This window comes from Bacillus piscicola (genome assembly GCF_022458745.1).
GTDB classification, from domain to species: domain Bacteria; phylum Bacillota; class Bacilli; order Bacillales; family Marinococcaceae; genus Alteribacillus_A; species Alteribacillus_A piscicola.
In genome coordinates, this window is record NZ_JAJJJF010000001.1 from 195,212 (window position 1) to 215,804 (window position 20,593).

Genomic DNA, 20,593 nt, shown 5'->3' on the forward strand with positions numbered 1-20,593 from the left:
GATAGTTATAGGGATATCTGAGTTAACAGTAAGGATTTTGCTTTTATTTCTACCAGGAATTATAGCAACGATAATCATTGATTTACTTACTACACATAGAAAAAGGCAATCTATTCATTTTATTTTACATTCTTATCTTTTGAGTATGGCTTCCTATGGTTTATTACTATTGATTGTTTATGTGAATAACAGGCTCGTTATTGAAAAAGACCTTATCCCTACGTGGGAAGTTTCATTTTTAAGATCATTATTAAATAATAATGCAGAAATACATATCAATGAGGTGTTTATAGCAAGTTTTATTGGAATTATAATAGGACTGGTTTTTGTGGTAGTAATCAACAAAAAGTATGTTTATACAATTTCTAATTTATTTCAGATTTCCAATAAACATGGAGAGGACGATGTATGGGATTTCCTTTTAAGCTCTAATGATATAGAGTGGGTAACAATACGAGATTACGATACTATGCTTGTTTATCAAGGTGCGGTTATAGCTTTCTCACAAAAAGATAATAAGAGGGAGCTTGTTTTGGGAGACGTAAATGTTTATAAGGAGGAGGGACAAGAGTTAAGATTTCTACATGACATGAAGTTTAATTATATAAATTTTAATATTGAATCAAAAATTATTATAGAAATATATGAAAGTGAGGATGAAGCAAGTGGCGAATAACAAAAAGATACCGAAAATTAACCCTAATACCAAGGTAAATCACGGGTTGAAAAATCCCCCAAAAACAAAGAGACCCCCAAGACCGCCGAGTCAGAACAAGAAATAGGTTCCCTTTTTTACTTAACTGTGGGAAAAGAGATATGTTAATGAATATCGGGCTCAGTTCCCCAGTTAATGGTCAATATTCTTTGCAGTGCTGGTTTATCCAGTTCCGGTTTAACGGTTGCGACTGAAGATCATTTTTTAGTTGATATTATGGGTGTTATTCCTACTTCTCAAACTATATTTTTCATCCGTCTACTGTTATCAAATTTATTGGGCTGCAGGATTTATTAATATTCTTTCTCCTTCCGGCGGGGGGCAGTGGGAATTGCAAGGTCCATTACAGGTACTTGTCGTTCTGCAATTGGGAGTGGATTCTAGTTTGACAGCGATGACGGCTAGGGAGATGTTTGGACGAACTTAATACAACCTTACTGGGCTTTATCGATTTTAGGCATCGTCAGCCTCCATAGCCGCCACGTTATGGGTGGTTACTGTATCCTGTTATCCACATGGGTAGGCCTATTAACTTCAGTTTTAATATAGTTTTTTATTAATAACCGTTTAGGTTTTCAAATGTTTTAGCCCGTTGTATTTCAGTCTCTGCTTGTGGGTAGGGGCTTTGGTCTAAAAGTTAAGTTCATCTTGCCGATATATGTAGTAGAAAGTTTTTTTAACAAGGAAGTTTCGGAAAGAAGTGATTCGATGGAGAAGTATATAGACGTGATGAAGCAGTCGGTTGAATTGAGTCATACGATGATCGAGGGCTTGCAGCATATGCAAACGTTGTTTGGCCAGGGGAAGATGGAGGATACCGTATTTTTGTTTGAGGATATTGTTGCTGCTTTTTCGAGCGTAGAAGAAGCGGTTGCACCAGTTGCCCCAGATATGCCGCAGTCAGATTTAGAAACCAAACTTCAACAGGTTCAAAGAGCTTTGGAAGTCACGGTCACCGCTTATGAGAAAAAGCAATATGGCAAAGTACAGGAAATCATTCAATTTACCGTACTCCCCAAATGCAAAGAACTGCATCAAGAATTAGAAACAGCCTTTCAGCCTTATATTCTTTCTTGAGACAGCAAAACAGAATAAGGGTAGTGGGGAGTGTCCATTAGCCAATAGTTATATTCAAGCGAGGGAGTTACCTTTCATCCAGGGTAGCTCCTTCTTTTTTGTACAAGGAAACCGGAGGTGTAAGGAAGATCGGGATTTTCGAGGTATGTTTTTTAATTTTTTAAATATATTTAATTGTACAATTATTGAACAATTAAATAGACTCCATCAGTGGTAGAATAGAATTATAAACTGGAAATGGGTTTCGTGAATATTTCCTAGCGAAGGAGGAGAAAACAATGACGAAGTGGGATTGGGACTATTTAATTCAAGATGACCGTGTGCATCGTTTCGTATATACAGATCCAGAGATTTTTGAATTGGAAATGAGAAAAGTATTTGGTGATACATGGGTTTATTTGGCACACGAAAGTGAGATCCCCAATGTAAATGACTATAAGACAACCTACCTCGGTCTTCGTCCTATAATTGTAAGTCGCGACAACGATGGGGTTATTCGTGCGCTATTTAATCGTTGTACACACCGTGGCGCCACTATTTGTCGAACGGATAAAGGGAATACACGGAATTTTATCTGTCCTTATCATGGTTGGAATTTCTCAAACGATGGCAGGTTGAATGGTGTGCCGTGGGGTCGAGACGGCTATGGTGAATCCTTCGATAAAAATGAATTAAATTTAAAGCAACTAGCGAAAGTAGAAAGTTATCGTGGTTTTATTTTTGGTACGATAAGTGATGATATTTGTAGCTTACAAGACTATCTAGGCAATGCAAAAGAACTGTTAGATCAATGGATAGATCGGTATGAGGGTGAATTAGTTGTAAGAAGCAGTGCGCACCGCATGACATTAGAGGGAAATTGGAAGTTTGTATTCGATAATGCAGCGGATGGATATCATGTTTCGTTTTCGCACCGTTCATTACTCGCAGTTGGCGAAAGATATAACCTTGAGCAAGATAAAGATATGACTTACTTTGGTAAAAATCCAGATAGGTCTCCAATGTATGTTCAGTATTTAGGAAATGGACACGTGTTCTTAGATCAGCGCCCCATGTATAATCAAGTGGGTGACCGTTGGGAGCAACAACGTCCCCAACCCGGTCGAGAAGCTTATGAAAAAACTATTAGAGAAAAATTTAAAGAGAAAGCAGAAGATTATTTAGATTGGACGGCAGGTGCTCAAATGAATTTATCCATTTTCCCAAACCTGCTTATTATAGGAAACCAAATTCAAGTAATTGAACCAATTTCCGTAAACCAAACACAGTTGACGTGGTATGCAACGACAGTTGATGAATTACCTGATGAAGTCAATACGTTACGCATGCGCTCACAGGAAGATTTTCCTGCCTTTGGAGAACCCGATGATGTTGCTAATTTTGCAGAATGTCAGAGGGGTTTGAGTATCCCGGAAGTAGAATGGGTTATGTTTAATCGAGGGTATAACGTGCCAGACAGACAAACCACTGATAAAAGGGGTGTGATTACGGCTCCCGTTACGGATGAAACACCAATGAGAAATTACTTCCAAGAATGGAAACGCTTACTTAGCGTGGAAAGGAGAAAAGTAAATTGCCAGGAATAGAAAATACATCACTTACTTCATTTTATGTGACCCCACAATTTTATGAAAATACTTTAGCTGATGTAAAAAGAATGGAAGATGATTTTTTGCCCGTTTCAGTCGAGCGAAAAGATGAAGCAGAACGTGTTTTACTTAAAGAAGCTCGACTATTGGATGAACTACGCTTAGAGGAATGGTTATCTCTTTATAGTAAGAAATGCTTGTATTGGATTCCTACGATTCCAGGGGGAGGAGATCCTAGAAAAGAAGTATCGATTGCTTTTGATGACCGTCGTCGTTTGGAAGATAGGGTATACCGAATCAGAACTGGATATGCATACTCTCAACTACCACTTTCACGTACAAGGCGCATGATAACAAATATAGAAGTAACCGAGGGATCTAATGAAAATGAATTATTAATAAGATCTAATTTTTGTTTGCATGAGTTTCGAGTCGGTGTATTAAGAAGTTTTGCTGGTTGGACAGGATATAAATTGCAAAAGGAGAACGATGATTGGAAAATAGCAATGAAAATGGTTAATTTGATTGACTCCGATCAAGCACATAAAAATTTAACCTTTATGCTGTAATGAAGCAAAGTACATGCATTTGATGCAGGTGATTAACAAGTCAGAAAGGTGCAGGGAGAGGTTTAATTAAATGAAAGACAGTGATCATTCGTTAACCTTACAGCTTGAAAAGCTAACTAGGAAAGTGGAATACCAAGAAAAATTGATTGAAAAGTATAAACATTTAACTGCGTGTATTTATGAATCTGAAACTTGGGACTACAGTATATACGATGAAATACCAGATGACACGTGGATCGCATTGGATAAGAAGGATCATGAAAAAATAATGAAATCATTATCTGAATTAGATGAAATACGGCCATGGAAATCACCAATAGAAAGACGATTAAGGGGGAGATGAACACTGAAACTATTAGCTGGTGTTATAGGAACAATTTATGATTTGAAAACACCGTTTACTCAGGAAGTAGAACGTGTTAGTCCCGATAATACAAGCTATACAACAGAGAGAGTGTTGTATAGTGCGGAAAATTATTTGTCATATCTCAATAAGGTTGGGTGTCATGCTTGTCTCATTTCTCCTAACGAGGATCTTAGTATTATTGATCATTTAGATATCATTGTTAGTCCAGGAGGACCCGATGTGAACCCGGATTTTTATGATCAGTCCCCACATCCACAGACTTTTTTTGAGAAAGACGGGAAAAGGGATAGTTTTGAAAAGAGTATCATTGAACTAGCCATTGAAGAAGGGAAACCGGTTTTTGCGGTGTGTCGTGGTGTGCAAATGGTGAACGTAGTGTTAGGAGGCACGCTCCATCAACATTTGCCTGATTGGTCAACTGAAATTGAACACCGGTCTTCAAAGGGACCGGCAGCCTATACACATAAAGTGAAAACAACTGGTTGGATTGCTGATATTCTTGGTAAAGAAAGTAACGTGAATTCGTGGCATCATCAAGGAATCGATGCTTTGGCGCCTTCTTTAAATCCATTAGCTTGGTCACCGGACGGGCTCGTCGAGGCTTATGAAGCAAAACCAGGTATTTCACCTATCTTTGCACTACAATGGCATCCTGAGATTTTGCAGGATGAAAAAAATATTAGATTATTAGCCCGTTTCATAGACCGAGTGTCATCTAAATTAAAAATAGGGGGAAAGTAAATGTCCCAGACAAGCTTTGGATTTGTTGATATGCACAATTTGAGAACCAAAGAAGAAGATGAAATGATTGAGCGTATAAAAGCAACAATTAAGGAACAAGATATTCGCCTTATCCGTGTAGCTTGGGCAGATCAACATGGGATTTCACGAGCAAAATCGATGACCGTACCAGCATTTCTGGGTGCACTGGAAAACGGACTTGAATTTAATACGGGGCCTCTTTTTTTTGATACGGGAAGCGCCATTGTGTTTAATCCTTTTATTGAGGGGGGAGGATTTGATTCAGAAGAAATGACTGGCTGTCCTAATTATCGTCTTATTCCAGACCCATCGACTTTTAAAGTACTGCCGTGGGCACCACACACTGGATGGATTTTAACGGATGCGTATTTAAAGGATGGAAGACCTTTACCCTTTGATAGTCGCGGAATTCTACGTCAAGCCCTTAATGAATTTAAAAATGCCGGCTATGAATATGTTGCAGGGATTGAGGTAGAATGGCACTTAATGAAAATTGAAGATAACAAATTAAGGCCTGAGTATATGGGAGGACCCGGTGTTTCAGCAGAAGCGCCTACCGTTTTATCGTCGGCACGAGGCTATCAGTATCACTTAGAATCACATTTAGATGAAGCGGATAGTATTTTGCAGGAGATTTATAATGCCCTCTCCTTACTTGGTTTACCGTTAAACACAATAGAAGACGAATGGGGGCCAAGTCAGAAAGAGTTTACGTTTGCTCCATTAAATGGCTTAGATGCAGCAGACACGATGCTGCTGTTTAGGAACACTGTGAAGCAAATATGTAAGAGACATGGATACATCGGCTCTTTTATGTGCCGACCGGCGTTCTCAAGTTTCGTGTCGAGTGGGTGGCATTTACATCAGTCTATTAATAGTATAGCCACAGGTGAAAATCTACTGAAAGATAAACGGCAGCTCGAACCATTGTCTCAGACAGGGAAACATTTTATAGGCGGTATCTTAAAGCATGCTAGAGCTTCCACTGTTTTTACAACCCCAACAATCAATGGATTTAAGCGACTGAATCCAAATTCACTAGCACCCGATAGAGCTGGTTGGGGGGATGATAACCGCGGTGCAATGCTGAGAGTCATTGGCGCCCCGGGTGAAAAAAACATCCGGTTTGAAAATCGAGTTGGAGAACCGGCTGCTAACCCCTATTTGTACTTGGCTTCACAAATTATTGCCGGCCTTCACGGTATTCAGGAAAAGATTGACCCTGGATTATCTAGTAGAGAAGCTTATAATGAAGAGCGTGAATTATTACCTATAAGTTTAAGAGAGGCAGTAGAAGCATTAAAGAAAGATACTTTATATCGTAATAAAATGGGTGATGTATTTGTGGATTATATCGTTAAAATGAAAGAAAGTGAAATCTCCCGGTACGAAGCATTTGTAGAAGAGAATAATATAGAAAACCATGAGCGGGTTGTAACGAATTGGGAACAACGAGAGTATTTTGATTTATTTTAGCATTTTTATCAAGAATAATTTAAAAATTCACTTTACTATCTAAGGGGATTTATTGTGGATTCAGACTGTAACGAAAATGATCAAGTTAGAAGGATCTAATATGGAGCAAGAAGAATATATTCTTGGGGATTCCCTGCTAATTGAAAAAGAATCAAAGAATCTGCAGGAACGGTCAATGAACCAAGAGAACTATTTTATTTTAGAGGAATGCCAGGTTGGAGATAAAGGTAATCACAAAGAAGGTTCCTTAAATGGTGAAGCAGTGGAAGGGTCAAATCCGCACACCGCACATGACCTTTCCGCTTCACAATTTGGTTGGGAGTTAAGCGGGGACGGTCTTGGAAGAGAGAATTAATAGTCAGGGATTAAAGGGGAGTTACTAATAACTTATTGTATGGAAGGAGGCAATTATAGTGAACTCCCAAAAAGTTGATTTCCTAAGTGATTTTGAGATATATAGTGTGACGGAGCAAATAGCTGATTATATCAAACAAGCCATTGTGTATGGAGATTTAAGAGAAGGTGAGAAGTTACCTAGCGAAACAGTGATGGCAGAAAGATTAAATGTAAGTAGAAATACGGTAAGAGGTGCATTAAATTCACTATCTTCGGAAGGCTTAATAGAAACGAGGTCTGGTAGAAGTGGGGGACATTACGTTTCTGTAGTTACGGAAGAAGCCATCAAACAAAACTTTGGTGACTCTTTAAGCTTATCTTTAAGCATAGGTGGGATTACTTTAGAAGAGGTTATTGAAATGAGAAAAATGATTGAAGTCGAAGCAGCATATCTGGCAGCTTTACGAAGGAATGAAGAGGATTTACAAAGACTCAGGGAAAGCATAAATTTTTTAAATAATGAACCATTGACGGATTTGTTGTTTTGCAAAAATAACTATAATTTTAATAATTATATTTCATTAGCAACAAAAAATAGATTAATTAATCTAGGTTTTACAGCGATATCCCGTGTAATAGTCCCGCTGTTTAAATATATAAATGTACCTATGCATTTAAGGAACACATTAAATAACGAACTAGAGGGTATTTATCATGCCATTTACAATAAGGATCCCAAGGACGCTGCAAAAAGAATGAGTAAACATTTATGCCATTTCGAAGAGTTTTTTAGATGCTTGCAACCACTTGTGAACGTCAAGTGACAAGGCAACTTATCATTTTGGGTAATAAACTTTGCTTTTTCCCACTATTTTGCTGTAATACTTGCCGTTGGAGTTAGAATGCGCATTGGGGTTCTGCGGGAAGATCAACTAGAATTTGGATCCCCGAGCGAGTACTTCAGGGAAGAGAGGCACTATTTATCTTTACCTGAATCTCTAGTTTTTTCTTTCTCCTGACCAAGGTAGATAGGGGATAATGACAAGAATATGGACACCTTGTAGGTTGTTTGTCCGTTGAAGGATTTAAATGCTTCAATAATTTGCGCCACATCCTTCCATGTAGCGTAATTTTTTTGTGTGAAACTCCTTATAAGTCCTGATATGAGCTTGGACAGCAAAAGTAAAATCTATCGAACTTATTCATATATTAGGGAGGAAGATACTTCTTTTCTTAGGATGATTAGCCAATCCAAACTAACGCATGACTATCGATACTTGAGCAGCAGATATCCAGACTTACGGGCGGATAATCCAAACTCGAGCAGACAATATCCACACTTTGCATGAAAGTATCCATACATAGGAACAAACAATCCATAGTCACATGCAAAATATCCATACAGACTCCAGACTCCGAGCCTGGAGTCTTTTTTAAACGGGGATATTCCTATTAAATGAAAACTACCTATTATCTCCACTTACAATTTGTTGAAAGAAATGGCGGGTCTCCTCGTTGTCCAGCTTGATCGTGCCTATTTCGTGGTTGCGGATAACCAGCTCTAGTGTGTTAAAATCGTCTCCTGTGTTATACCTCCACCAGGACATACTCCCTGAAGCGCGTTGGTCTGCGGGTGTTTCCTTTATGTGAGGATAAGGCTTCATAAAACGATACACATCGTCGGCGGCGACATCACGAGGCAGAAAATCGATAGCAAGCTTGATGCCTTTCTTCTGTGGAAACAGATACCCAATTTTGTCCGGGTCCTCGTTGTATTGCGGTTTTAGGCTTTCACTCCAAGGAACCTTCGTTACACTCGTAATTTTTAATCGGCCATCTTGATTTTTTGGTTTTGGGTCCGACATGTAGCAGTGATCCAAACTATCAAAGAAATCAGCCCACCGCTTGAACTCTTCCTTCACGTTCATCTCTATCAACTCCTTTCGTTCTATACAGCCAGTCACTCGTGTATATATAGGAATAGTATGAAGGGTCTGTTCAAAATCGTCCAACGTTATGAATAAAGTATTCGCAGTAGATGCTAGCATGAAGTCGTCAGAGGGAGGAAAGCGGAAAATCGCGACTTAAGCCGGGAATATCCACACTTGCGCGAGAGGAATCCATACATAGGAACAAATAATCCACAGTTGAACGCACAATATCCAGACTTAAGCACGTGAAATCCAAACTCATACATGAGGAATCCATGCTGTCAGAGAAGGAATCCCTACTTAGCGCAGCATGGTTAAGCTCGTATTATTAACATAGTGTCAGTCACTGCTGTTTTCCTTACAAAAATGGGATATACTATAGAAAATATGCATAGAAGTGTAGAGAAAATTTTTAGTATACAAGCGCAACGGGTATTAAGTGTATCAATAACTTTGTACACTGTTTCACTCTTTTTACAAAAATTATTTATCACCTATTTCCCCATATAGAAGGGAGTGAATAACGTGCCTCCAATTAAAGTGAAGTTTGCCGGAGCAAAAGTAAAAACGGGGAGAGTTCCTCTCCCACTTTTAAACAGCGTTACGCAATCCATTCAAAACGCCGTATTTAGGCTTGGTGAATATTATCTTGAGGAAGCGAAAGTGAGGAGAAGTGGTCCCGTTCCAAAAAAAGTAAGAGAAGCCTGTACATTAGAACTTGTTGGTACAGAAAAAGGCAGCTTTATGGCTACATTGGATTTGCAAGATGAGACGATGGAAGTAGGCAAGGAATCTTTACAATCTTTTCACCAGATTACCCATGAAGTAAAGGAAAATCCCAAAAGAGGTATAGCCGCAAACATAAAAGATCCTTCCGTCCGTTTTCGGGTGCTCCAATATTTTTCAGAAATTGCTCACGAAACGAGTGAATACACGGTCATGCTTGGGCATGATGATCAATATTTTTCTTTAGATAAAGCGGTCTTGAAAGAAGCAATGGATGAGTATGAACAGCCTACCGATCAAGAGGTAGAATTAGTTGGAAAAGTGATTAAGCTAGAGTCCCGTCCTCTATGGTCATTCGTTGTAGACGCAGACGAGGGGAACATCAAATGTCAGTTGCTCGATGACTCGAGAACGGAAGAGATTTTGAAAGCCTTTGACCAAGAAGTTATTGTGAAAGGAGAGGGAGAATTTACAGATGACGGGCAATTAAAAAACCTCTCTTTTGTTAAAGAGTTCAGAGTAGTTCAACCGGGTGTTCATTCAATTGATCTTCTTACAATAGACGGACGCCGCTTTCGGATGAACGAGGACGTTCGTGTTTCGATTGACTTTGAGGACAATCATTGGCATTTGACGTTTGAGCCGTTGAATATTTTTCTTACAGATACCACGATTAAAAACCTTTACAAAGCATTTAAGGAAGAAATAGCTTTTCTCTGGGATGAGTATGCCATGGAAGATGACAGGTATCTTACAGCAGATGCACAGGAGCTGAAAGAAAAATTGTTGGGGATGATGGGGGAGGAGTAGTAGATGACCGTACGAAAAACCAAAGATATTCGCAAGGCACTTACGGATAAAGGGTTTAAAGAATCAAATAGCCGGCACAAGCGGTTTATTTTGTATGTCAATAATAAAAAAACAACCGTTCGTACCGTTATCAGCCATGGAAAAAAAGAATATAGCAATACATTACTAAGTGCTATGTCGAAACAACTCCGCCTTTCCAATGAAGAGCTATTAGATTTAATAGATTGCCCTCTTACATATGAAAGCTATATAGCATTATTATACGACAGGAACGAAATAAAGGAGTAACCCTGCTTGGCAATATGTAAAAACGGCAGGAGTATACAGACAAATCCATCCCCACATCACAAATATGTAGGGATGGATTTTTTCTTGCATATGCAATAACCTTTATCTTGGACAAAAATTTGGGGACTACGTAAGCAGGGGATATCCATACCTGGACGACTGGATGAAATGAATCCATATATAGGACAAACCATCCACAGTTGATCGCATAATATCCATACTAAGGCACGAGGAAACTAGACTTAAGCATAGGATATCCACACTTCTGTTGAAAGAATCCGTAGTTGGTCGTGAGGAATCCAGATATAAAGGCGGAGAATCCATATTTACGTGAGAAATATCCAGACTTATAAGTCGGAAATCCATGCTTTCTAGAAACAGCAACACCGCTGAAAAATCATGATTTTTCGACGGTGTTGTTGTTCTCGCCGAGGCCGGCGTGACAAGCGTAAGTTTCTTAGGGGCTCAGCTTGAAAAAGGAGGGAATGTTATCCGTATAAAACGGGGTGTGTTCCGGTAACGGGTTTTTTCGTAATATAATTTGCAGGTGATAGAGGAGCTGGATTAACGTTTCTCTATCCTCTTCTTCGATGATAAATTCCACACCGTATTGGTAGAGGTTGTTTGTTTCTGTAAACCATCGGAGACGGCCAAATAATAGTTGCTTTTCTCCTGCCAGGGTCAGGTCGAATTTTAAGACGGCGTCGTTTCTGATCGGAAATCGAATCGTGGAGAGGAAGCGTAGTCCTCCGGGTCCGATATTTTCTACCAATATGTTCGTGGCGCCAAGGTTCACTTTTTTGTTGTTTAACTCGGTCATGGTCATAACCGCTTGGAGGGGATAAGGAAAGTCGATTCGGAAATGTTTTCTTCTTTCTTCTGTAGGCGCTTCAACGCTCTCCTCTTCTCCTACATATTTTTTCTTTAACAACTGCTCGAAATTTTCAGAGGACAAAGGCGGGCTGTATAAGTATCCTTGCAGCCAATCACAGCCGAATTCGCTTAGTACATTCTGTTGTTCTTTTGTTTCTACCCCTTCGGCAACCACCTGAATGGACAGCTTTTTGGCTAATTGTACGATGGCTGATACGACTTCACGTGTATCGGTATCTGCCGGGATACCTTGAATAAACGTCCGATCGAGTTTTAACGTATGTGGTTTAAATTGGGTCAGATAACTTAAACTGGAGTACCCCGTTCCAAAGTCATCGAGTGCGACCTGAACGCCAAGCTGTTTTAACTGTTTAATCATCTCCAGTGCTCTTTTTTCCTTATCAAGCATGACACTTTCGGTTATTTCAATACCAAGCCATTTCGCTTGTAATTCATGTTTGTTTAAGGTTTGCTCGACATGCCCGAGAACGTCAGGGCTTAAAAACTGCAGCACAGAAAAGTTAACCGAAATTTTAATGGATGGAAGTCCTTGTGACTGCCATGTTTTATTTTGCTTACAGACGGTATCTAGCAGCCAATCACTAATAGGGAGGATGGAGCCGGACTCTTCCGCAAGCATAATAAATTCGTTCGGGGGCACGGTTCCCCATTCTGGATGTTCCCATCTAATTAAAGCTTCTGCGGCAACAATTTGTTTCGTTTGGGCATCGATAATCGGCTGGTACTGAACGAAAAATTGATCTTTTTGGAGGGCGCTTTTTAGATCGTTTTTTAACGTGAATGATTTGGAAGTGCCGATATCCATTTCAGGTGTAAAAAAGCGATAATGGTTTTTCACGTTCTTTTTAACCAACTCAACCGCGAAATGCGCTTGTCTTTTTAGTGTTGCATCATTGTCACCTGAATGAGGATAAATACTCGCCCCGACACTGATGGTAAGATGGAGTTCGTATTGATTGACATGGAATGGTTCGTCAAAGAGCTGAAGAATCTCCTCAGCCTTTTCATGCACACTATCTGTCCCTTTGATATCTGTCAGCATAACGGAAAATTCATCACTGCCTGTTCTGGCAACGAGATCATCGTGACGGAGACGGTTCTTTAATCTTTTTCCAACCTCTATTAACAATTGATCAGAAACATAATAACCGAGCACTTCATTGATGAACTTAAAGTCATCTACATCTATGATGAGCAACGCTAACAGGGAGTTGTTGGAATAAGCGAGTTTTACTTGCAAGTCCAGTTGATCATCAAAATGCCTGCGGCTCGGTAATCCAGTCAAGTAATCATGAGTGGCCATGTATTGAATCTCATTTTCAGCTTTTTTTCTTTCGGTAATTTCATAGTAATTGACCACAATGCCCGAAATCACTTCATTGTTTGGCAGATGTACAGCACTTACTTCAAAATCAAGCCATCGTCCATCCTCATGTCGGAGTCTAAGCTCTATTTTCTTCGCTTCGTTTGGTTGACTGTTTATCTCTTTTAGAAACTCCCCGGCCCGATCCGTATCTTCTTCGTGGATAAGAGAGAAACAACTTGTCCCCTTCATGTGTCCCGCATCATGGCCGAGAATTCTATAAAAAGAAGGATTTGCCAACGTATCGTGCCATCGTTGTCAAGGATCCCGACAATATCGCTCGAATAGGTGAGCAACGTGTTCAACCGTTCTTCATTTTTTTGAACAGTTCTCTAAATAACTCTTTAACTTTTGTCGTTTAAAAAGAAACTTCACCAAATAAAACAACCCCTTTGCCGCGAGAAATAAACGTTTCCCTATGATCTGTTTTCCTATCAAGAATAAGAAAAGGGCATGTCCCGCACGTGAAAAAAGTCATAGATTTCTTTTATTCTACTGTTTCAGTAAAAATTTTACAAATATTTTATTTTAGGATTTTCATCGTCAGAAAGAATCCAAATTGAAGTGCTGGGAATCCAGACTTAAACGGAAACTATCCATACTTCCGTTCAAAGAATCCATACATGCTGGCGAACAATCCAGACTTGAACACGAGAAATCCATACTTGCATGAGAAGAATCCAGATTTGGGGACTGGAATGCAGCCTACCCACGAGAATCCACAGTTAAGGAAGGAATATCCATACTTCGAAGGAAAGAATCCAGACTTGAGCAGAGATATCCACACTTCAACCGAAAGAATCCATACATATGAGCAAAAAATCCATACTTGAGCGGTAGCACAATCCACACAAAAAAGGTAACAGGGGATCACCCCATGTTACCTTTTATTCCACTGCTTCCCATTCTTTATCAACAATAACGTGCTGGCCGTTTTCCGCAGCAACGGTGTAGGTGGCTTGGTACCAAACTTGTTCGGAACCGGTGTCTTCGATGAGGGCGAACATGACTTTGGCGTTGTTTCCGACGATGGTTGTGTCGATGTCGCGGATGTTGATCCACCCTAAATCGGCATTGCGACTCGCGAATTCTTCATAAGATTCCTGCTGTTTCCAGCTTTGGCTTAATAGCTCGTAGGCAGTTGCCATATCGCCGACGTTCAAGCTTTCGAAGTAATAGCCGACGAGATAGGCGGCGGCTTCTTGATCAATGGCGGCCGCTGTGCTTGGCTTCTGTTCTGCAGGTGCTTGCGTTATAGCGGCTGGGTTTTCGGACCACTCTTTCAACATCGGCAAAACGTCGATAATCGGGATGGAAAATCCAATATCGCCTTCCCCGGCACCGGCGGAGTTAATGCCGACTGCTTTTCCGCTGTTTTGTTCAATGAGCGGACCGCCGCTGCTTCCAGGAGCAATCGGCGCGGAGGTTTGGTACACATTTTCATACGTATAAGGGGAGATGTCTATGTTGCGATCGACACCGCTGATTATCCCGGTCGTCGCGGTGTTTTGCAGCCCCCGTGGACTTCCGAGCGCGATTACTTCCTCTCCGGTCTCAACATGCTCCTTTTCCCGTATTGGCAATGGTTTCCTGTCTTTCAGTGCTTCCACACGAACGAGGGCAACGTCGACCTTGTCACTTCTTCCGATCACCGACCCGGAATGTGTAGCGGAGTCGGAAAGCTGGACGCGCACGGTGTCAGCACCTTCGACGACGTGGGCGTTCGTAATAATATCGCCTTTGTCATTGTACAAAAAACCGCTCCCAAGCCCGTAATCGGTTTCGATCATGACGACGCTTTTCTGCGCGTCATGGATAATTTTTTTCATATCGACTTCCTCCGCAGACGCCGCGGTTGCTTCCTCGGCGGAAAACACCGGTTCAGCACGGAGTTCACCGGCTACATGTTTTCCTATGTACACGTAACCGCCGTATGTACCGCCGGCAATCAGCACACAGGCACATAAGGAAAGGATCAGATAAGCAGAGCGTGACATCGTCTCACCTCAATTCACATACCAATTTACTTCGACTACTTCCACATCGACATTCTCATATGGACCATAATAGTAATCATAAAAATTGCCGGTTTCTCCTGGCGACAACTCATAAGGGAGCACTTGGAGAGACGTCTCCCCAATGTATTGCTCTTCTTCAAAAACAGAAAGCAACACTTGAATATCGCTTATCGGAGCGGTACCGTTGTTTACCACTTGGCCTTCGATGTTTAAGTCACCCAATTCATCCACGACAGGCGTGACCGATACGACCTCCGCAGCTTCCGTTTGGTTTCGATGTTCTTCGGCGGCAGCTTCTTTTAACTGTTTTTCTCGACGGGCCTGGGCAGCCTGCTGGGAGGCGAGTCGCTTTTGTTCAATATCCGCTTGCAAGGCACTCAACTTTTCACTTTTTGGAATAAACTTCATCCCTTGCGCGACCACTTGTTCCGCACCGTCCATATTGCCGGCGGATAACTGTTGGGAGGCCTCCTCAAAGGAAATGCCCTCCACTTTCGCGCGGATTTCCTTCGCAAGGGTTTTCGCTTCTTTTCCTTTATAATCCTTAAGAGAGGAAAGTTTATTTCCAAGCTGCTCCACAGATGTCATTTCTTTCATTTCTTCCCGTGTCTTGCTGAGAAATAAAGCAGCATCTGCTTGTTGCAAGGAGTCGGAAAGCCAATCAGCGAACGGTTCCGTGAACACGGCAGCCTCTTCTTTTAGCGACGCTAAGTTTTCTTCAGCTTTGTCGAATTCCAGCTTCTCAATTTGGGATATCGCACTCTCGTGTTTCTCCTGCCAGGAAGAGGCTTCGGTCAACTGCTTTTCGTCTTCACGAAACGCCTTTTCTTTCGGTCGATAAGCCTGCATTCGTGCGTTTAGCGCAAGCGCTTCTTCAAGATCACCTTTCTCCGCTGCCGCAGCCATTTTCTCCTGCCAGCGGAGGACGTCACGATTCACCGACTGCTCCTTTTCATACGTGAAAAATAAAAATACCCCCGCTCCCACTAAAAGGACGAGCGGCAGCCCCAGACAAAAAAGCTTCCAGGACGTAGTTACCGAAGAAAACTTTTTCTCTGTAATCGCCTTCCCGCAATGCGTACAGAACTTACTATCCGGCGTGTTTTCCCCACCACACTTTTTACAATACATGACCAATCACCCACATAACGAGATAAGTAATCTTTGTGTCTATGAATATTTTACCATTATACAAGCGGAAAGTGGGAAAAATGTTGAAATTTACAAAAACTTGTTTTGGTATGGGGAAAATCCAGACTTTAAGGCGAAGAATCCAGACTTAAACGGGAACTATCCACACTTTTGTTGGAAGAATCCATATATGCGAGCGAACAATCCAGACTTGAACACGAGGAATCCATACTTACGCGAGAAAAATCCAGATTTGGGTCCTGGAATGCAGCCTACCTACGAGAATCCACAGTTAAGGGAGGACTATCCATACTTCGAAGGAAAGAATCCAGACTTGAGCAGAGATATCCACACTTCAACCGAAAGAATCCATACATAGGAACGGACAATCCATAGGTAAACGCGTGATATCCAGACTTCGGCCACTGGAATCCAGGGTACTAAAATAGAAGGATAATGAGAATTATCTCAAGAAGTAGTCATGTATGAATAATTGCTATTCAACTATGACTAACGAGGGGAGAAGGGGATGAAACAGTATAATGATTTGTTGTTACGAACAATTATGACTCATTCTTCGGATGAAATTTTTATAACGGATGGCGAGGGGAATGTGATTGATATTAGTCCGGCTTGTTATGAATTGTACGGTTTCACACCGAATGAGATGGTTGGCAAGAATGTTTTTCAACTGGAGAAGGAGGGCGTGTTAAACCCGTCCATTACGGCGTTGGTCCTTAGAACACGAAAAAGTGAAACGAAGGTACAGGTCACAAGTAACGGGAAAAAGATAGCCGTGTCCGGGCATCCGTTGTTTGATAACGGGGAATTGGTTCGCACGATAAGCTTTTCTACCGATATCACGGAGATTGAAGAGCTGAAAAAGCAAAATGATACGGTAACTACGACTCTACAATATTACAAAAAAGAAATGGAAGAGATGAGTGAGTTACGGTCCTTGTATTCCCGGTCCGGCCGCATGGAGCGAGTGCTTGATATGGTCGAGAAAGTGGCTGATTTAGAGGTGAATGTGTTAATTGAAGGGGAGTCTGGAGTCGGGAAAAACCGGATTGCTCGTCTTCTTCATGAAAAATCCTCACGGAAAGATGAGCCTTTTATTGAGCTTAACTGCGGTGCGATCCCTGAGTCATTGTTTGAGTCTGAGTTATTCGGCTATGAGGAAGGCGCTTTTACCGGGGCCAAAAAAGGCGGAAAACAAGGCAGCTTTGAACGTGCGGGATCAGGTACGCTATTACTTGATGAAATCGGAGAATTGCCGTTACATTTGCAGACCAAGCTGCTGTCTGTATTGCAGGATAAAAGAGTGACGCGGGTCGGCGGGGAAAGCTCCTTTATTATGGGGTGTCGGATTATTTTTGCAACGAACAAAGACTTAAAAAAATTAGTGGAACAACAGCAGTTCCGTGAAGATCTATACTACAGAATTGACGTGGTAAACTTGGAAATCCCACCGTTACGGGAACGCCGCAACGAGATCCAATCGTTGATTACCGACTTCGTGGAGGAATTTAACAAAAAACATAACTTACGTATTACCTTTTCCGAAGACCTCATCATGTGGCTTAGTAACAGGGAATGGCCCGGAAATGTAAGAGAGCTGCGGAACTACATCGAGAGAACGATGGTTACAGCAGAGCACGAGGAGCTGACTGTCCAGTCTGTTGCGAATGGGAAGCAACAAGCACCTGATGCTGCTTTCAATCTGAATACGTACATGGAAGAAGTAGAGTCGGCGATCATCAACCGCACATACGAAAAGCACCCCAACAGTATCGCTTTAGCCAAAGCATTAGGAATCAGCCAACCCACCGCCAATAGAAAAATCCGTAAGTACGTTAGTCATAAGTGACTAAATAACAGACTATTTTTATTGATAACTCAACGTTTTTCACTTGGCACGCTTATTGCAATTATAGTAAGTGAAGCCTCATGAAGCGTTTTCGAAGGGGGGTGCGGTGTCGAGCATTGCATGTGAACATCAAATAGACGAACTATTCAGCAAAGGAGATGGATTTTATGGAGCCTAAATATGGACCACATAATGGAAATAGTCCTCGATACACAGGAATCCGCACTTTTATGAAACTGCCACATGTACAGGAGGTGGATGATGATATAGATGTGGCAGTAGTAGGACTGCCTTTTGATACAGCAGCCAGTTACCGTTCCGGAGCCAGATTTGGACCATCAAGTATTCGAGAAATGTCTATGCTGCTGCGACCGGCAAATGCTTATCACAAAATGAACCCGTTTCAGCGTTGTTCGGTTATTGATTACGGAGATTTACCTTTACTACCCGGGAATATCCAGGAATCATATTCGATTATTTCAAAAGCGTACAAACAATTTGCCGAAAATAATATCATTCCCATTGGCCTTGGCGGGGATCACTCCGTCGCGTTGGGAGAACTTCGGGGATTAAAAGAGCACTACGGCAAACCGTTAAGTTTAGTACAGTTCGATGCGCACGGGGACACGTGGGATAATTACTGGGGCATGAAATATACGCATGGAACACCGTTTAAAAGAGGGGTAGAGGAAGGACTGATTGATCCTCACAGCTCCATACAAATTGGTTTGCGAGGCACTGTGTACGACCCGGGGGATTTAGATGTGGCAAAGGAAATGGGATTTGATATTGTCACGGCAGACGAACTCCGGCTTCTGTCCCCGCAAGAATTAAGCAAACGGATAAAAGACAGAGTTGGCGATAAGTTAGTATTTTTAACCTTTGATATCGACTTTTTTGACCCGGCGTATGCCCCGGGAACAGGCACCCCGGAACCGGGAGGGTTTACAAGTGCAGAGGGACTGAGCTACTTGAGACAGCTGCCAAAGATGAATCTTGCAGGGCTTGACCTGGTGGAAGTACTGCCAGCATTGGACCAATCAGAAATCACAGCCCACTTAGGCGCGACTATTGTGTATGAATGTATGTCTTTGATCGGTAAATTCGGTATCACACGGTAAGCTTTTTTCTTATAAAAAGGAGGCCATATGAAAAATACAACGTTTATTGTGTCCTTGACAATTAGTATTGTCTTTATTGTCATTGGAATTTTGTTTACGGATCAATTTGGAGCGCTCGCTTCTTCCTTTTTAGACTTTGTCAGCGTATACTTCGGCTCCTTTTATTTGCTTGCGAATTCGCTATTTATCCTGATCGCTTTGTACTTTGCGTTTTCAAAATACGGAAAATTAAGGCTTGGTAAAAAAGATGAACGTCCGGAGTTTAGTACGTTTACTTGGATAGCGATGTTGTACAGTGCTGCTTTGGCAACAACCCTTTTATTCTGGGGGATTGGCGAGCCGGTGACCACGTATCTCTCGCCGCCAACGGGAGAAGGGAGGACTGTAGAGGCAGCAGAAACAGGAATGCTTTATACATTTTTTCACTTTGGATTTAACAACTGGGCGCCCTATTCGATGGTTGGTTTAATTTTGGCCTACTTTATGCACAGAAAAAAATACCTTCCTCTGTTCAGCCGCTCTTTGTATCCGTTGTTTGGAGATAAGGTTAACGGGCCAATTGGCGTATCTGCAGATGTAATCGTTATCATAGCATCTGTGTTTGGAATTAGTACGTCTCTCGGTCTAAGTATGATGCAAGTGAGTGCCGGTCTGAGCTCAGAATGGGGAATGGGCGATTCCACGTTTACTCACGTTATCTTATTAAGTTTGTTGACTGTTATCTTTATTGCGTCCGCGTACACTGGTATCCACCGAGGAATTAAAATTTTATCGAATGTAAATATGTGGATTGCTATCGCCATCATGCTCTGGGTAATGGTGACCGGGCCCACGATACAAATTTTTGACACATTCATTGGGACAACAGGAGATTACCTCCAGAATTTTGCCAGCCTCACCCTTGGCATTGACGCTTTTCGCGATAATTCCTGGATAGGGAACAAAACACTGTTTTATTGGGGGCAAATATTTACGTGGGGATCTTTTATCGGTGTTTTTATTGCCAGAATTTCGAAAGGCAGAACGATACGGGATTTCATCATCGGGACTATTTTGATCCCCACTGTAGGTACATTCGTGTGGTTCGCTACAATGGGTGGATCAGCGTTGCATTTCATTCAAAATTTAGGAATCACTGAATTGGCAGACACCGTTGACCAGAATCTTCCTTTAGCCATATTCGAGTTCTTAAAGTTCTTCCCAATGAGTCCTGTGATTATTCTGCTCATGTTCGTTTTAATATTCACCTTTATCATCACCTCTGCGGACTCAGGCAGTTACGTATTAGCGATGCTGAGTGAACGTTCTGAGCAGCCATCTAATAAAGCAAAAATCACGTGGGGACTTATTATGTTTCTTACCACGCTCGTCTTGCTGTTAAGTGGAGGACTAGACCCACTGTATTCCGCATCCGTATTAGGCGGACTGCCTTTAGCCATTGTGCTCATACTCATGTCGGTCTCCTTTATAAAAGCAATTAGAAATGAAGATTTAGATGAAGAAACGAAAGTGGAACCTCTAAAAAAAGATGCTTAAACACTGAGGAGGAT

At 41.5% G+C, this 20,593-nt stretch carries 20 protein-coding genes; 16 read left to right on the forward strand and 4 right to left on the reverse strand.

The window, feature by feature from the left end; translation table 11 throughout:
- Positions 1 to 169 precede the first annotated feature (169 nt).
- From LOR49_RS00910 to LOR49_RS17590, 11 genes are all read left to right on the forward strand, one after another.
- Positions 170 to 676 (forward strand): hypothetical protein, encoded by a 507-nt coding sequence (locus tag LOR49_RS00910; protein ID WP_420830378.1) that lies wholly within the window; start codon positions 170 to 172, stop codon positions 674 to 676.
- Between the two features lie 259 nt (positions 677 to 935).
- Positions 936 to 1,142: a TIGR00366 family protein gene (locus tag LOR49_RS17410; RefSeq protein WP_338021119.1), complete on the forward strand. Its 207-nt coding sequence runs from the start codon at positions 936 to 938 to the stop codon at positions 1,140 to 1,142.
- 32 nt (positions 1,143 to 1,174) lie between these two features.
- Complete coding sequence (locus LOR49_RS17415) at positions 1,175 to 1,264, forward strand: hypothetical protein (RefSeq protein ID WP_338021120.1); 90 nt, start codon at positions 1,175 to 1,177, stop codon at positions 1,262 to 1,264.
- A 159-nt stretch (positions 1,265 to 1,423) separates the two neighbouring features.
- Positions 1,424 to 1,792 carry a DUF8042 domain-containing protein gene (locus LOR49_RS00920; RefSeq protein ID WP_240374119.1) on the forward strand — a complete coding sequence of 123 codons (369 nt, stop codon included), beginning with the start codon at positions 1,424 to 1,426 and terminating at the stop codon, positions 1,790 to 1,792.
- Positions 1,793 to 2,070: 278 nt separating this feature from the next.
- Positions 2,071 to 3,378: an aromatic ring-hydroxylating oxygenase subunit alpha gene (locus tag LOR49_RS00925; protein ID WP_240374120.1), complete on the forward strand. Its 1,308-nt coding sequence runs from the start codon at positions 2,071 to 2,073 to the stop codon at positions 3,376 to 3,378.
- Positions 3,366 to 3,950, forward strand: a complete 585-nt coding sequence (locus tag LOR49_RS00930; RefSeq protein WP_240374121.1) for an aromatic-ring-hydroxylating dioxygenase subunit beta — start codon at positions 3,366 to 3,368, stop codon at positions 3,948 to 3,950. Before LOR49_RS00925 ends, LOR49_RS00930 begins: the two co-directional genes overlap by 13 nt.
- 70 nt (positions 3,951 to 4,020) lie before the next feature.
- On the forward strand, positions 4,021 to 4,293 hold the full coding sequence (locus LOR49_RS00935) for a hypothetical protein (protein WP_240374122.1): 273 nt from the start codon (positions 4,021 to 4,023) through the stop codon (positions 4,291 to 4,293).
- A 42-nt stretch (positions 4,294 to 4,335) separates the two neighbouring features.
- The gene (locus tag LOR49_RS00940) at positions 4,336 to 5,058 is read left to right on the forward strand and encodes a gamma-glutamyl-gamma-aminobutyrate hydrolase family protein (RefSeq protein WP_275899439.1); all 723 of its coding nucleotides are present in this window, start codon (positions 4,336 to 4,338) and stop codon (positions 5,056 to 5,058) included.
- A complete protein-coding gene (locus tag LOR49_RS00945; RefSeq protein ID WP_240374123.1) occupies positions 5,059 to 6,555 on the forward strand; it encodes a glutamine synthetase family protein in 1,497 nt (498 codons plus the stop codon).
- A gap of 100 nt (positions 6,556 to 6,655) precedes the next feature.
- The gene (locus tag LOR49_RS00950; protein WP_240374124.1) at positions 6,656 to 6,910 is read left to right on the forward strand and encodes a hypothetical protein; all 255 of its coding nucleotides are present in this window, start codon (positions 6,656 to 6,658) and stop codon (positions 6,908 to 6,910) included.
- Positions 6,911 to 6,968: 58 nt separating this feature from the next.
- Positions 6,969 to 7,715 carry a FadR/GntR family transcriptional regulator gene (locus tag LOR49_RS17590; RefSeq protein WP_240374125.1) on the forward strand — a complete coding sequence of 249 codons (747 nt, stop codon included), beginning with the start codon at positions 6,969 to 6,971 and terminating at the stop codon, positions 7,713 to 7,715.
- 639 nt (positions 7,716 to 8,354) lie between these two features.
- On the opposite strand, the gene LOR49_RS00960 is transcribed toward LOR49_RS17590, so the two are convergent.
- Positions 8,355 to 8,819, reverse strand: coding sequence for a hypothetical protein (locus LOR49_RS00960; protein WP_240374126.1), 465 nt, complete (start codon positions 8,817 to 8,819; stop codon positions 8,355 to 8,357).
- A gap of 528 nt (positions 8,820 to 9,347) precedes the next feature.
- Here LOR49_RS00960 and LOR49_RS00965 point away from each other — a divergent pair.
- Both LOR49_RS00965 and LOR49_RS00970 read left to right on the forward strand, forming a co-directional pair.
- Entirely contained in the window at positions 9,348 to 10,358 is a 1,011-nt protein-coding gene (locus LOR49_RS00965) for a hypothetical protein (RefSeq protein WP_240374127.1), read from the forward strand.
- A gap of 3 nt (positions 10,359 to 10,361) precedes the next feature.
- Positions 10,362 to 10,646, forward strand: coding sequence for a type II toxin-antitoxin system HicA family toxin (locus LOR49_RS00970; RefSeq protein WP_240374128.1), 285 nt, complete (start codon positions 10,362 to 10,364; stop codon positions 10,644 to 10,646).
- A gap of 457 nt (positions 10,647 to 11,103) precedes the next feature.
- Here the strand turns inward: LOR49_RS00970 and LOR49_RS00975 are convergent, their stop codons facing one another.
- From LOR49_RS00975 to LOR49_RS00985, 3 genes are all read right to left on the reverse strand, one after another.
- Complete coding sequence (locus LOR49_RS00975) at positions 11,104 to 13,143, reverse strand: EAL domain-containing protein (protein WP_275899441.1); 2,040 nt, start codon at positions 13,141 to 13,143, stop codon at positions 11,104 to 11,106.
- A gap of 647 nt (positions 13,144 to 13,790) precedes the next feature.
- A complete protein-coding gene (locus tag LOR49_RS00980) occupies positions 13,791 to 14,900 on the reverse strand; it encodes a S1C family serine protease (RefSeq protein ID WP_240374130.1) in 1,110 nt (369 codons plus the stop codon).
- A gap of 9 nt (positions 14,901 to 14,909) precedes the next feature.
- The gene (locus LOR49_RS00985; protein WP_240374131.1) at positions 14,910 to 16,052 is read right to left on the reverse strand and encodes an FxLYD domain-containing protein; all 1,143 of its coding nucleotides are present in this window, start codon (positions 16,050 to 16,052) and stop codon (positions 14,910 to 14,912) included.
- 529 nt (positions 16,053 to 16,581) lie between these two features.
- On the opposite strand from LOR49_RS00985, the gene LOR49_RS00990 reads away from it, so the two are divergent.
- The 3 genes from LOR49_RS00990 to LOR49_RS01000 all read left to right on the forward strand — a co-directional run bounded on the left by LOR49_RS00990 (position 16,582) and on the right by LOR49_RS01000 (position 20,579).
- The gene (locus LOR49_RS00990) at positions 16,582 to 17,922 is read left to right on the forward strand and encodes a sigma-54 interaction domain-containing protein (RefSeq protein WP_240374132.1); all 1,341 of its coding nucleotides are present in this window, start codon (positions 16,582 to 16,584) and stop codon (positions 17,920 to 17,922) included.
- Between the two features lie 167 nt (positions 17,923 to 18,089).
- On the forward strand, positions 18,090 to 19,043 hold the full coding sequence (gene speB, locus LOR49_RS00995; protein WP_240374133.1) for an agmatinase: 954 nt from the start codon (positions 18,090 to 18,092) through the stop codon (positions 19,041 to 19,043).
- 27 nt (positions 19,044 to 19,070) lie between these two features.
- A complete protein-coding gene (locus tag LOR49_RS01000) occupies positions 19,071 to 20,579 on the forward strand; it encodes a BCCT family transporter (protein WP_240374134.1) in 1,509 nt (502 codons plus the stop codon).
- Positions 20,580 to 20,593 lie beyond the last annotated feature (14 nt).

Coding starts and splice junctions, on each gene's coding strand:
- LOR49_RS00920 (WP_240374119.1), top strand. CDS start 1,424: ATGGAGAAGTATATAGACGTGATGAAGCAGTCGGTTGAATTGAGTCAT.
- LOR49_RS00970 (WP_240374128.1), top strand. CDS start 10,362: ATGACCGTACGAAAAACCAAAGATATTCGCAAGGCACTTACGGATAAA.
- LOR49_RS00950 (WP_240374124.1), top strand. CDS start 6,656: ATGGAGCAAGAAGAATATATTCTTGGGGATTCCCTGCTAATTGAAAAA.
- LOR49_RS00990 (WP_240374132.1), top strand. CDS start 16,582: ATGAAACAGTATAATGATTTGTTGTTACGAACAATTATGACTCATTCT.
- LOR49_RS00985 (WP_240374131.1), bottom strand. CDS start 16,052: ATGTATTGTAAAAAGTGTGGTGGGGAAAACACGCCGGATAGTAAGTTC.
- LOR49_RS00960 (WP_240374126.1), bottom strand. CDS start 8,819: ATGAACGTGAAGGAAGAGTTCAAGCGGTGGGCTGATTTCTTTGATAGT.
- LOR49_RS01000 (WP_240374134.1), top strand. CDS start 19,071: ATGAAAAATACAACGTTTATTGTGTCCTTGACAATTAGTATTGTCTTT.
- speB (WP_240374133.1), top strand. CDS start 18,090: ATGGAGCCTAAATATGGACCACATAATGGAAATAGTCCTCGATACACA.
- LOR49_RS00945 (WP_240374123.1), top strand. CDS start 5,059: ATGTCCCAGACAAGCTTTGGATTTGTTGATATGCACAATTTGAGAACC.
- LOR49_RS00935 (WP_240374122.1), top strand. CDS start 4,021: ATGAAAGACAGTGATCATTCGTTAACCTTACAGCTTGAAAAGCTAACT.
- LOR49_RS00980 (WP_240374130.1), bottom strand. CDS start 14,900: ATGTCACGCTCTGCTTATCTGATCCTTTCCTTATGTGCCTGTGTGCTG.
- LOR49_RS00925 (WP_240374120.1), top strand. CDS start 2,071: ATGACGAAGTGGGATTGGGACTATTTAATTCAAGATGACCGTGTGCAT.